General features: G+C 35.3%; 11 protein-coding genes. 5 read left to right on the top strand and 6 right to left on the bottom strand.

Annotation, left to right across the window (positions count from 1 at the left end):
• Positions 1-452 precede the first annotated feature (452 nt).
• The 6 genes from MKY65_RS19960 to MKY65_RS19935 form a co-directional block, all read right to left on the bottom strand.
• The gene (locus MKY65_RS19960; protein ID WP_339179968.1) at positions 453-3218 is read right to left on the bottom strand and encodes a sigma 54-interacting transcriptional regulator; all 2766 of its coding nucleotides are present in this window, start codon (positions 3216-3218) and stop codon (positions 453-455) included.
• 70 nt (positions 3219-3288) lie between these two features.
• Positions 3289-4362 (bottom strand): SIS domain-containing protein, encoded by a 1074-nt coding sequence (locus tag MKY65_RS19955; protein WP_339179966.1) that lies wholly within the window; start codon positions 4360-4362, stop codon positions 3289-3291.
• A gap of 14 nt (positions 4363-4376) precedes the next feature.
• The gene (locus tag MKY65_RS19950) at positions 4377-5198 is read right to left on the bottom strand and encodes a PTS system mannose/fructose/sorbose family transporter subunit IID (protein WP_339179963.1); all 822 of its coding nucleotides are present in this window, start codon (positions 5196-5198) and stop codon (positions 4377-4379) included.
• Positions 5198-5944 (bottom strand): PTS sugar transporter subunit IIC, encoded by a 747-nt coding sequence (locus tag MKY65_RS19945; protein ID WP_212928949.1) that lies wholly within the window; start codon positions 5942-5944, stop codon positions 5198-5200. The genes MKY65_RS19950 and MKY65_RS19945 overlap by 1 nt, the downstream gene beginning before the upstream one ends.
• A 24-nt stretch (positions 5945-5968) precedes the next feature.
• A complete protein-coding gene (locus MKY65_RS19940; RefSeq protein WP_339179959.1) occupies positions 5969-6436 on the bottom strand; it encodes a PTS sugar transporter subunit IIB in 468 nt (155 codons plus the stop codon).
• Positions 6436-6858, bottom strand: a complete 423-nt coding sequence (locus MKY65_RS19935; protein WP_339179957.1) for a PTS sugar transporter subunit IIA — start codon at positions 6856-6858, stop codon at positions 6436-6438. Before MKY65_RS19935 ends, MKY65_RS19940 begins: the two co-directional genes overlap by 1 nt.
• 317 nt (positions 6859-7175) lie before the next feature.
• Here MKY65_RS19935 and MKY65_RS19930 point away from each other — a divergent pair, with 317 nt between their 5' ends.
• From MKY65_RS19930 to MKY65_RS19910, 5 genes are all read left to right on the top strand, one after another.
• A complete protein-coding gene (locus tag MKY65_RS19930; protein ID WP_339179955.1) occupies positions 7176-7484 on the top strand; it encodes a PTS sugar transporter subunit IIB in 309 nt (102 codons plus the stop codon).
• Positions 7485-7505: 21 nt separating this feature from the next.
• On the top strand, positions 7506-8789 hold the full coding sequence (celB, locus tag MKY65_RS19925; RefSeq protein ID WP_193064632.1) for a PTS cellobiose transporter subunit IIC: 1284 nt from the start codon (positions 7506-7508) through the stop codon (positions 8787-8789).
• 314 nt (positions 8790-9103) lie between these two features.
• Positions 9104-9412 (top strand): PTS lactose/cellobiose transporter subunit IIA, encoded by a 309-nt coding sequence (locus MKY65_RS19920; protein WP_339179953.1) that lies wholly within the window; start codon positions 9104-9106, stop codon positions 9410-9412.
• 10 nt (positions 9413-9422) lie between these two features.
• A complete protein-coding gene (locus tag MKY65_RS19915; RefSeq protein ID WP_339179952.1) occupies positions 9423-10811 on the top strand; it encodes a glycoside hydrolase family 1 protein in 1389 nt (462 codons plus the stop codon).
• Between the two features lie 296 nt (positions 10812-11107).
• Positions 11108-13030 (top strand): BglG family transcription antiterminator, encoded by a 1923-nt coding sequence (locus MKY65_RS19910; RefSeq protein WP_339179950.1) that lies wholly within the window; start codon positions 11108-11110, stop codon positions 13028-13030.
• The last annotated feature ends 143 nt before the right edge of the window (positions 13031-13173 follow it).

Here is a 13173-nt window from a genome sequence, read left to right as displayed (position 1 = left end):
ACAATGGTGTATTATATTTCTAATCGAGATTTTATTATTCATTTGCGAAGAGATTCTATTATGAAAGTGAGGAGGTGTGTGTGAAATGAACCTATGATGGGCAACTTTTAATAATACCTCTTTTAACCTTTTATTGAGATAAGTTACTAAAAATTAGAGATGCCATTTTGTGATTGATTAAAAAAATAAAGAACACATTCTCAATGGTAAATCGAGTTTTTGATAAATTGTTTTACACAAATTTGATGTTCTTTTGCAGGGCTACTGTTATATACACTATTATCTATCTTTAACCCTCTAAATGAAACCTTCAGAAAATAGAATAACATCAAATACCTCGATTGTGTATAGGCGGGATATTTGATGTTATTCAAAGGGAAATTCAAAGCGCTTTATTTGTTTCATCAGATAATGTAAAGCATTATCTTGTTATTCATTGCTTTATTGTACTTCTAATACGCAAAATCCAGATGATTGTGCTTTATAATATCGTGGATATAACCGATTTCACTCGTCGGCAGAGTGATGTTATAAACATTTTCCAATTGAATGAACGCCTTTTTAATACCGCTTATAAATTCTCGATGCTTATGCTCAAAATTATCTAATTCTGTATAAACCTCTATTGGCTGCTGTTTAACGAGTCTTTCTATCAAACAGCTGATATGAATGTATAAACTGATTTTGGAAGAATTAGATAATTTAACCTGAAATATTTCCTGTAACAAGGTTAATGCTCTTTCAACATGATTAATGATTTTTTCAGGATTTAGAATAGTGATATGATCAAGTACACTTTGCATTGAAAACTGCTTGAGAAGCTTATCGTTAAGTACGGTTATCTCGCTTTCTGTCAATACGGTTCCAAGAATCTCATACCATTTAAATTGATTTTCTCCGTTGATTATGTCTTCAATAGCTACAAAGGGTATTCCTTCTATTTCAGGATCCAATGTTCCCACAATACCCAAAATGTTGTACGAGTCAAATAAAGCGCTTTCTGACTCGTTATGTTCCAAGGTGGAATAATCAAATGCGATAACATCAATATTTTTTATGTTTTTAAATATCCTGTCCAATAACTCTTTAAATTTCATAGCCGTTCCTATACCAGTATCACAGGTAGTAATAATAACATTTTCTTTTTTGTTTGCAGGAGGTTCAATGATTTGATACTTTGGTATCTGTTTCTTCATTTTCGCTAATATTTGCTTGATTGGTTTGTTTTGAAGGATACTTTCTCCTGCTTCTATGACCATGGAAGTCGTCACATTATTGACTAAACCAATCGTTCCTTTAAAGCTATTTTCTAATCGATCAGATAATTGTGTAAGGGAACCCATGTCTACAAAAATAATAATATCATTATGGTTATCGATGGTTTTAAGGAATAATTTCATTTTCTCGATAACATCTGAAACAGAGACTTCTATAGGCATGTCAAACCCTTGAAAGAGATACTTTCCCAATAATCTATTGGCTACATTTGCAATGCTTGAAGCGGTATTCTCCCCGTGGCAGACAATGATTGATTTGATTCCTTTACTATCTGTCAGCTTCTCGAAACTTCTTAAAAACAAAATAATGATATTCAAATCTAGTAAATTAATTGTTAATCCTAATACATTTTCCATTTCCTCTTTAATCAGATTTGCCTGATTGAATTCTCTTGGATAAACATGTTTTAAGCCTTCTAAAAGCTTTCTAAAAACACCTTCTTCATCTGTTAACGCTGAAAATGATTCATTTCGGTAAATAATATACTTCGTTATTTTTGAAATAGTCTGCTGTGAATAGAAGGTATAATCATAAACTTTTAGAACATTGAACAATAATTTTTCGATGGTATTAACTTTCTGTTCAGAGCTTTCTAAAAGAGAAAAAGACTGCAGTTCGTCTAAATATTTTTTTACATCTTCTACTAGAGCCGAAAAAGGTATATCTTGATGATTTTTTACTTTTGTCTGTATATCTTTAAATAAATGATGGATTATGCTTTCTGTTTTTGTAATATGTTTGTCAGCTAATGTAGGTTCATCTTCGTAATCAATCACCATTTCATCCAAAAAGATATGTTTGAATTGATAGTTTAAATAATACTTATTGTCTGCATATAGTTTTATTAAATGCTCAGGCAAATGTCTGATGTTAATGGAAATATTGTCATCAGCCATGGAATTTTCCTGTAAAGCACTGGCGCAGGAAAAAACAATAACGTTTTTAAGTTCACCTATATTGCCAGGAGGGTCATATTTAAAGAGTGTGTAGATTACATTTTTAGAAATATCCAAGGTTTTGTTTATTCGTTTGCTTTCATCTTTATAAAATTTTTTAATCAATGTCTGTCTTTTTTTTAGAGACATTTGATTAAGAGATGGTAAATCGATAATTACTGGTATTCTTCTTGTAAAAGTAGGTAAAAAAGCTTCGCCAGGGTTCTCTGTGGTAGCAAGAATAACCCTGACATTTGTCTTCTTCTCTATATCATTGCTACCTAAGGGATTATAGACTCCTTTATCCATTAGCAGAAATAACTTTTCCTGACTCTCAAAAGATAATCGATGTGCTTCATCTAAAAATAATACCCCGTTATTCGCGGCTTCTACAATACCCATTTTGTGATTATCTGCTCCGGTAAAAGCTCCCTTTACATGACCAAATAGTTTCGCAGTAATTAAATCAGGATTATCTGCATATTCAGCACAATTTAAAGTAATGAATTTCCCATTGTTTGAAATAATCTCTTCATTGGAAGCATAATCATAAACCAATTTTGCTAAGTAACTCTTTCCCACACCTGAACTTCCTGTAAGCAGAATTGGCAGCCCGCTCGGAGGGTAACTGATTGCTGTCTTGCATTGTTCAATCATATTTTTTGTATCCATGGATTCACCAATAAACTCTTGGAAAGGATCTGAAATATTTTCATTGATAGAAAAATAGCTCTTTAAATCAGAAATACTTTTAAAGACAAATGTATCCACTCTTTTATGATAGAAGTTTTCCAATGTTTTTCTCTCATAGAATAGAACGGGACGCGAATTCACTTTTATTAATTCTTGCCGGTGAAATAAGTCATTTAACAGGCGACTTGCTACACTTCGGTTCATTTGAAATGTATCGCTTAACAAAGTTGCCGTAGCCCCTTTTCCCAGCTGCTGCGTTTTCCTATTTATGGATTGTTGACTTAGAAATTGAATTAGTTGATCTATATCCATCTATCTCATCCTTTTAAAATAAATAGTTATTGCAGCGTATCCGTGGCGGAAGATACGCTGCAATGCCCTATTATGATTTGCTCTTCATCAGCTGATGGAAATTTTGGAATTTAGAAACTGCAGGATCAATTCCTTTTTCATTTGCTAATACAGCAGATAGAAGCTGTAGAGGAATAATATATTCAAAGACACTAAATATTGAATCTTCATCTCTGGAAATAATCAAATCTTTCTGAGAAGCATTTGTTTTTTCACTTCCTATCAAATAACAATGGTTTGTAACTTTACTCAGAAATTCTTCCAATACTAGTAATCTTTCCCGATTCTCGTGTTGGGATGCTAGAAAAATAAAGTTACTATCTTCACTGACGCAATTATACACACCATGCATATACTCTTCCATCTCATACCCGATGACTGGAACCCTTACCGTTTCTAGAAGTTTTAATGCCCCCTCTAATACGGTGGCATAATGGGATCCGTACCCTATAACCATGATTTCGCTGGCGTTTGTCAAATCATCTTTGATGTGATAAACCCATTCTTCCGAAGCATCAACAATGTCATCCAGCTTTTCGAAAGTTTTCTTCATTCTTGCCAGGTAGTTATTGTACTTCTCGTCACTTAGTAACTGATTATACTCGCTAAATTCTAATGAGAATAACATTAAGGTAAGGATGGATGCTACATATCCTTTCGTTTTTGCTCCAGCCTTTTCCTGATCTCCTACCTCAATAGGTAAATAATAATCAGATGTATCGGCCAGATTACTATCTTTATATTCTGAAACTCCAATTGTCGGGATATTCATTTTCTGTGCGCGTTTTATCCCGTTTATCGTAGACAGACTGCTGCCTCCCTGTGAAATACCTAAAACAAGACTGTTTTTACTGTCCGATACTTTTTCTTGCATAAAGTGGGTGGGATAAGTTGGATGGACCTCCCAATTAGTTACTTCTTCTATCAGTGGCTTAGCAGCTAACGCCGCATGATAAGAAGTCCCTGAACCGATAATATATACATTTCTCACTTCTTTATTTACAGATGGAATCACAGATCCTACAATCTTTTTTCTGTTTTCGAGTAAATGGAGCAGTACTTCCTTTTCTTCCAAAATATATTGATGCATTAAATTAACAGTCATTTTCAATTCCTCCTTTAGAAAATACCTAAAACTGAACTCACAATTCCTATTACAATAATTCCTAACATAATATAGTTCACTTTGACGCTTTTCTTTAATAGATAAAGTATAAATAAGGTTAGACCAAGCGGTATCATTTTTGGCATAATCTCATCCAGTGTATCTTGCAGGTTCACTTCACTGCCTTGCATACTGAAAGAGAGAGGAGTGGACAGATCAATCAACGTTCCTGTCATTGCTCCTATCACTATCAAACCTAATACCGACGCACTTAAAGATATTTTTTCAAATTGCCCTTTTTCCTGAATCTTGTCTAACAAATCTGTTCCTTTATTAAACCCTACGAAAGTTCCATAGTATCTGGCTAAAAAATGCGGAACATTATATAATACCAGGAATAAAATAGGACCTAACATATTTCCATCGCTGGCCAGAGAAATGCCTATACCGGCAGCGATGACTCTAAATGTTCCCCAAAAAAATGAATCACCTATACCAGCAAGCGGCCCCATTAATGCTACTTTAATATTGTTTATTGTGGTTTTATCAAAATTCTCTTTTTCTTTTGCGTTCTTTTGCTCCATGGCTCCGGATATACCCATAATGAAGCTGGATACAGCTGGGGTCGTATTAAAAAATGCCAAATGCCGTTGATATGCTTCAGCTCGTTCTTTGCTATTAGGATACAATTTAATTAATAGCGGAATTAATGAATAAAGGTAGCCTAGAGCCTGCATCCGTTCATAAGTAAAGGAACCCTGAAGCGTGAAAGAACGCCAGAACACTTTTCTTAAATCTTTTTTAGTAATCTCGCCCGGTTTGTTTTGTTCTTCCATTACAAAGAAACCTCCTCTTCATCAGACTTATCTAACTGATAAAGTATTACTGCAATGATTGCTCCGATAATAGCGACCCCGGTGATATCTACGCCAAAGTAAATAGCAATGACAAATCCCAAAAAGAAATAGGGAGAAAGCTTCATACTGAACGTCATTTGAAGTAATAAAGCAAAACCTAACGCCGGAAACATCGAAGCCGCTACCTCTAATCCATTCGTAATAAAAGCAGGGATGTTATTAACAAAAGCCTCAACTGTTTCTGAACCCAACATAATCCCTAAAAAATTCGGCACAAATCCATTTAAGAAGAATAAAGAGATACCCAGCCAATGCATAAGGGTTATCTTTCCTGTTTCTCCTTGTTTGGCGTAACGGTCAGCGCGGTGAATGAAAAAAGTATTTACCGTCCGAACCAGAATTCCTAAAGACTGTGCTAAAATAGCAATTGGTACAGCTAGGGCCAGGGCAACTTCTGGACCGCTATCGGTCATAATGGCAAATGCTGTTCCTAACACTCCGCCAGTAGTGACATCAGGGGGAGTAGCTGAACCAATGCCTACTATCCCCATCCAAACTAATTCCAGTGTTGCGCCTACAATAATTCCTGTTTGCAGGTCCCCCAGAATCAGACCTACCACTGGACCAAGTACTAATGGACGCTCAATCATGGTCTGTCCAAAAATTCTGCCATCCAGGATTCCAACTGCTCCAACAAGTCCTATCAATATCGCTTCCAGCAGCATTTTCTTCCTCCTTCCAAAGCGTTTTTAAACAAGGTTTTTAAATAATTTTTTTGTATCGTTGGGAACTTGGCGAACCTCTACTTCGATTTTTTCTTCAATGGTCTTTAAATTTTTAATGTCCTCGTCATCTACTGCCACCGCTCTGGAAATTAATTTCTTTCCTTCTGCCATTCGAATCCCTCCAATATTAATACTTTTGATATTATTAGAGGCATCTACAAGGCTTTTTGCGTCTTTAGTAGAATCAATGATGACTAACGCTTTCATTTTTGGGTTGTCCAATTTTGGTAAATCTTTGATAGCGTCTTCAACTGATTTAATATAAAGCTTGGCACTTGGTGGCTTAGCCATTTTTAAAGCCATTTGTTTCGTTTTATCCTGAGCAGCATTATCGTTCGCCACCAAGATGATATTGATGTCATAGTGCTTTGACCAGGCAAAAGCTACCTGCCCATGTAATAACCGATCATCGATTCTTACCAGTTTAATCATCAGAATTCCATCCTTTCCTGTTCCTGCCTTTCGACAACATCATTAACGTAGACAATCCCTTCTTTTCCTTGATAGATGCTTTTGTGAATAAGTTGTTTGAGACTAATATCTTCGTTGTTACTGATTAATTCAATAGCCACTGGGAGATTGGTTCCGGTTAGAACATGAATATTTTCCTTCGTCATCCATTCGGCCATTAAATTAGTAATGCTTCCGCCTAAAATATCTGTGAGCACTACATATTCCGTATCAGATTCTTGCTTAGCAACTATTTGTTGTAATTGTTCTTGAATGGATGCTGTACTTGTATTTGGATTCATTTTAATAGAGTGCATATTTTCTTGCTGACCCAATATCATCTCTATGGAATATACAAATGCTTCCGATAGATAGCCGTGTGTTGCGAATATAAAACACCTCATTCGTTCACCTCCTTTGCTTTTACCTAGCAAAAAACATGCCAAGATAGTGTGTATTAAAGGGTTTAGTGTTGGTTATGTTCGTTGGATGTTGTAGAATCAATGTTTGAGAAGCTGAAGAATTTTTATATATGGCAGAGCGTAGGCAGATGTAGCAAGATTTGTGCAACACTGGAGAGTGTAGATGTTTTTTGTGCATCTTAATGTATTTCCCCTTCAAAGAGGAAAAACAATGTGTTTAGTTGTAAGCGTTTTAGAATTACTATAAGGATAGTTTCACAAAACATTATTTTAATAAAACACTTTAGGAGGAATTATAGATGAAAAAAATATTATTAGCATGTTCAGCAGGTATGTCAACAAGTCTATTAGTTAAAAAAATGGAGGAAGCAGCAGAAGCTAAAGGAATTGAAGTAACTGTCTGGGCTGTTGCACAAGATAAAGCACCAACTGAAATGGAAAAGGCAGATGTTCTTTTGATTGGCCCGCAAATGAGATTCATGAAGAAGAAGTATACTCCTGTGGCAGAAGAAGTTGGAATTCCATTAGATGTTATTGATCCAATGACATATGGACGTGTAGATGGGGAAGCTGTTTTAAATCAAGCATTAGAATTGATTGAAAAATAACCGTCAAAGGAGGGGTAATAAATGAATAAGTTTATGGAGTTTTTGGAAAATATTCTGTTGCCGATTGCGGATAAATTAAACAACAATAGATATTTAACAGCTTTACGTGATGGGTTCATGGTTGCGTTACCATTTATTATTTTCGGTTCCATTTTCGTTGTTTTGGCAAATCTTCCATTCTTAGATAGGTTAATTGGAGAAGAAGCGTTTGCAACTTACCAAAATGCATTAGCACCAGCATCAGAATCAACGTTAAGCCTCATGGGATTATTTGTTATCGTAGGTATTGGTTATAAGTTAACGCAGCGATACGGTTTGGAAGCTATTTATGGTGGTACAGTTGCCATCGCATCATTCTTAATATTAACACCACAAGTTCTTGAAGGAGTGGCTGGTGCTATCCCGGCTGTAAGCTTAGGTGCGGAAGGCATGTTTTTGGGAATTGTTACCGCATTCGTTTCCGCTGAGTTATATAGATTTTTCACTCAAAAAAATTGGACAATTAAAATGCCGGCTGGAGTACCAGATCAGGTTTCTAAATCATTTAGTGCATTGATTCCGGTTGCTTTGACATTATCCATCTTTTTAGTTCTCAGAATTGTATTCAGCTTTACTCCGTTCGATACGATACAGAATTTTATTTATACGCTTATTCAAGAGCCACTGACTGCACTAGGCAGCGGTTTACCAGCAACAATTATTGCTGTTCTTTTAATTCAAGTATTTTGGTTCTTTGGATTGCACGGTCAGATTATTATAAACTCTGTATTTGACCCAATCTGGTACGCTTTAAATAATGAAAATCTACAAGCATTCCAAGCTGGTCAAGAAATACCAAACGTTGTAACCAAACAGTTTATTGATACCTTCTTAGTTGGTATGGGCGGAACTGGTATGACGTTAGCAGTTATCATTTTAATCTTAATAATAGGTCGAAGCAGGCAGATGAAAGAACTTGGCAAACTAGGTGCACCAGCAAGTATATTCAATGTAAATGAACCAATCATTTTTGGGTTGCCAATTGTTATGAATCCATTATCTCTCATCCCTTGGATTCTTGCCCCAGTTGTGGTAACGATTATAACGTACTTTGCGATGTCAACGGGTATCGTACCAAAACCAGCAGGAATTATTGTGCCATGGACTACGCCGCCGCTTCTTAGTGGATTCTTGGCGACAGGAAATGCGTGGCAGGGGGCAGTACTGCAAGCATTTAACTTAATAGTCGTAATGATAATCTGGTGGCCTTTCCTTAAGATTATTGATAAAAGTTATTATGAAAATGAGAAGAAAAGTAGCAAATAAAAATAAAGCGCGATTGTCTACTTATTAAAATATGAATTAAGGCAACCTTTTGGGAGATAAAGGATACACTGCGAATTATGAGCCGAAGGGATTGTCGCTATAAGAATATAAATGCTACGGAACATCCAGCGGATTGTCAATTGAGCAATCTTCTTTATCATAGTGAAAGAGGATGAAATCTGGATCTGTACGTCGCTATATATAAAATGAATATAAATTATTAATCTAACAAGAAAACGGTCCTAGCGGTAAAAACGGGATCAATCCTATTTATAAAATATAGGATGTCAGCTATTGAAAAGAGGGGAAAGTGCATGAAAAATATTACAGGAATTGCATTTCAAATTATTTTATATGCAGGAAATGGTCGCTCTAGTGCAATGGAAGCCATTCAAGAAGCGAAAGAAGGAAACTTTGAAGAGGCAGAAAGTAAATTAATTGAAGCAGGTGAAGAACTAAATAAAGCGCATGAATTCCAAACAAATCTGCTTCAAGGAGAAGCTAATGGAAAAAGTACTGAAATTAATATAATTTTAATCCATTCACAAGATCATTTAATGAACGCTATGACTGTTCGTGATTTAGCAACAGAGATCATTGAATTATATCATCATAAAAATTAGGAGGTATATCATGACTGTACAATACAAGTTCCCGGAAGGATTTTGGTGGGGAAGTGCAGCATCAGCAACACAGACGGAAGGTGCTGCAAATAAAGATGGAAAAGGAAAAAACATCTGGGATTATTGGTATGAAACAGAACCCAATCGTTTTTATGAAGGGGTAGGACCAGAAACCACCTCAGACTTTTACTGCCGTTATAAAGAAGATATCCAATTAATGAAGGAAATTGGGCATAATACATTTCGTCTGTCTATTTCTTGGTCTCGTCTAATCCCAGGTGGACGTGGGGAAGTAAACCAGGAAGCTGTGAAATTTTATAATAATGTCATTGATGAATTAATTGCTAATGGTATTGAACCTTTTGTGAATTTATACCACTTTGATATGCCATATGAGTTACAAGAAGAAGGAGGGTGGGAAAGCAGATCAGTTGTTGATGCATATACAACGTATGCCCGTGAGGCATTCCGGTTGTTCGGTGATCGTGTTTCTAAATGGTTTACATTCAATGAACCTATTGTACCAGTAGAAGGCGGTTATCTTTATGATTTCCATTATCCTAATATAGTAGATGGAAGGCGTGCAGTACAGGTTGCTTATCATACGATGATTGCTCATGCTCAAGCAGTTGAGGCTTTCCATGCTTCAAGAATGAGAGATGGAAAAATAGGTATCATTTTAAATCTAACTCCATCTTACCCGCGGAGTCAACATCCTGCTGACATAAAAGCATCACGTATTGCAGACTTATTTTTTAACCGTAGTTTTTTAGATCCGGCTGTGTTGGGAGAATATCCTGAGGAATTAATTGAAATATTAAAGGAGTATGGTCAATTACCCATCACTGAAAATGGTGATAAGGAACTTGTCAAAGCTAACACTGTTGATATTCTAGGTGTTAACTATTACCAACCACGCCGTGTGAAAGCGAAAGAACATTTACCAAATCCATATAGTCCTTTTATGCCAGACTGGTTCTTCGATAACTATGAAATGCCGGGCCGAAAAATGAACCCGTACCGTGGATGGGAAATCTACGAAAAAGGAATCTATGATATTATGATCAACTTAAAGGAGAACTATGGAAATATTGAATCCTTTGTCTCTGAAAATGGAATGGGAGTTCAAGATGAAGCACGATTCTTGGAAAATGGGGAAATTCAGGATGATTATCGTATTGAATTTATTCAGGAACATTTAAAATGGCTGCACCAATCCATTCAAGAGGGATGTAATGCCAAGGGATATCATTTATGGACCTTTATGGATAACTGGTCGTGGATGAATGGTTATAAAAACCGTTATGGTTTCTTCTCCGTTGATTTAGAAACTAAAAAACGTACACCGAAGAAAAGTGCACATTGGATTAAAGAGGTTTCCGAAAATAATGGTTTTTAGTAAGAGAACTCTATTAAAAAACGACGCGGTGGTCCGCTTTCTTTAGATTGTTTGTAAGTGTCCACTTTGAGGTGTTTTCTGTAGATTTAAATACGGAATCAAGAACGCTTTTTCTCAGATAATTGTTTGGCAATTCTAATTGAGATTGTGAAAACTTTAAAGTTTGCTGTGTGTTCTAAAAACAATATAGGTAAAGGTTCTGGTTCTATCTTTGAGTCAGGACCTTTATTGTTAAAATAATTTATATAGAAGAAATAAATATATTTACACACCCGAAAGTAAGGTGAAGTAAAAAGATGTTAGAAAATAGGATGAAAATGATATTACGAGAATTAATGGCAGCAGAAGCTCCTGTGGCAGGGAGATATCTTGCTGCCGTAAATCATGTCACAGTCAGAACAACAAGGGAAGATATGAAAGCCCTCTCTGGCTTGTTAAAAGAGCATGGTGGAACGATTGAATCGTTAAAAGGGAAGGGTTATCAGCTGAAGGTTATCGATGAACAATACTTTCGTAACTTTTTAAAAGAAATATCAAGTCATGATCAAACCGTCGGCGAGTATGTTCCGCGGACACCTGAGGAACGAATAAAATATATTATCATTCGTCTCTTACTTAATCAAGATTATATTAAGTTAGACGATCTAGCAGAAGAAATGTATATTAGCAGGTCTACCATTCAAAATGATTTAAAGCATGTGAGAGTAATACTGTCTGCATATGAAATTGACTTAGATGTACGTCCGAATTATGGTTTGAAGGTGAAAGGGGATGAAATGAAGATTCGTTTTTGTATGTCTGAATATATATTTGACCGAAAGGAAGAAATGGGTGAACAATTGGGAGATTTACATTTAACAAGCTTTGATCAAAGGTTGTTAAATGTATTTTTGCAAATAATTATGAATCAAATTAATTTTCATCAAATCACTCTTTCAGACATTGCATTGAATAATTTGCTAGTGCATATTGTTATTGCCTATAAAAGAACTAAAAGTGGACATTATGTAAAACTATATAATATGGACGTACAGGATATTTTGAAACAGAAGGAATATAAAGTAGCTCAGGAGATTGTTAAGGAAATAGAGGAAAAGTTAGAGATTACATTTCCTCAAGCTGAGGTAGCTTATATTACACTTCATTTGCTCGGGACAAAAATGCTTTCTCAAGCAAATAACGCGGTAGAAGAAGTGATTGATGAGAATATTCTCTGTTATGTTTCTAGAGCGCTGGATAAAATAGATCAAGAATTTAATTTGGGAATAAAAGACGATAAAGAATTGATTTTTGGGTTAAGCCTTCATCTAAAACCAGCAGTAAATCGATATAAGTACGGTATGAATATCCGCAATCCGATGTTGGAAGAGATAAAAAAGAATTATCCGCTGGCATTTGAAGCAGCTATTTCAGCTGGACTGACAATTAGTGAAGAGATGGGAGCAGAAATAGATGAGAATGAAGTCGGCTATATTGCACTTCATATAGGGGCGGCGATAGAAAGAAGAAAGCTGATGTCTGGACCAAAGCGTTGTTTAATTGTTTGTGCTTCGGGCTTTGGTACAGCTCAATTAATTTATTATAAATTGAAAAATCAATTCGGTAAAGAACTGGATGTTGTTGGCACGACAGAGTATTATAAATTACGTAATTATAATTTAAATGATATTGATTTTATTGTTAGTTCTATTCCGATTTCTGGTGAAATTTCGGTGCCGGTAATTCAGGTAAATGCTATTCTAGGGGAAAATGATTTAATTAAAATTGGACAATTTGTTGAGGAGAAAAGCCAATCTATAAATACCTATTTTAATGAAGATTTAATGTTTCTTCGAAAAGAGTATCAAACAATGGATGGAGTTTTAAGCTTTCTTAACAATGAATTGATTAAGAAGGACCTCGTAGACGATACATTTATAGAAGCAGTTTATGAAAGAGAAGGGGTTGCCCCTACCTCATACGGCAATTTAGTAGCTATACCACATCCAATAACTCCGAAAACGGAGAAAACTTTTTTAACTATATGTACGTTAGAAAAACCGATTAAATGGAAAGATAAACCAGTACAATTTATTTGCCTTTTATGTGTCAAAAAATATTCTCAGGAAGACCTGCAGGGTATGTATGAAATGCTTGGAGAGATAATTGATAATAGTACGATGGTTAAGAGATTGATAAAAGCCAGAAATTATAAAGAGTTTGTTGAAAATTTGAAGTAATGGGATGTTTTAATGTATCTCATTATAAACTAACATTGATAAGATTAAAGAAAAAAGATTGTAGAGATAAAATGTAAGAAGAATGCTTTTGTATAGGTAAGTAATAATTAATCAAACAACCCGTCTGTATACACAGGCAGGTT

It is taken from the genome of Oceanobacillus sp. FSL W7-1293 (assembly GCF_037969815.1).
GTDB classification, from domain to species: domain Bacteria; phylum Bacillota; class Bacilli; order Bacillales; family Amphibacillaceae; genus Oceanobacillus; species Oceanobacillus oncorhynchi.
The sequence above is the reverse complement of the archived record's forward strand: the minus strand, read 5'-3'. Positions and strand labels throughout refer to the sequence as shown.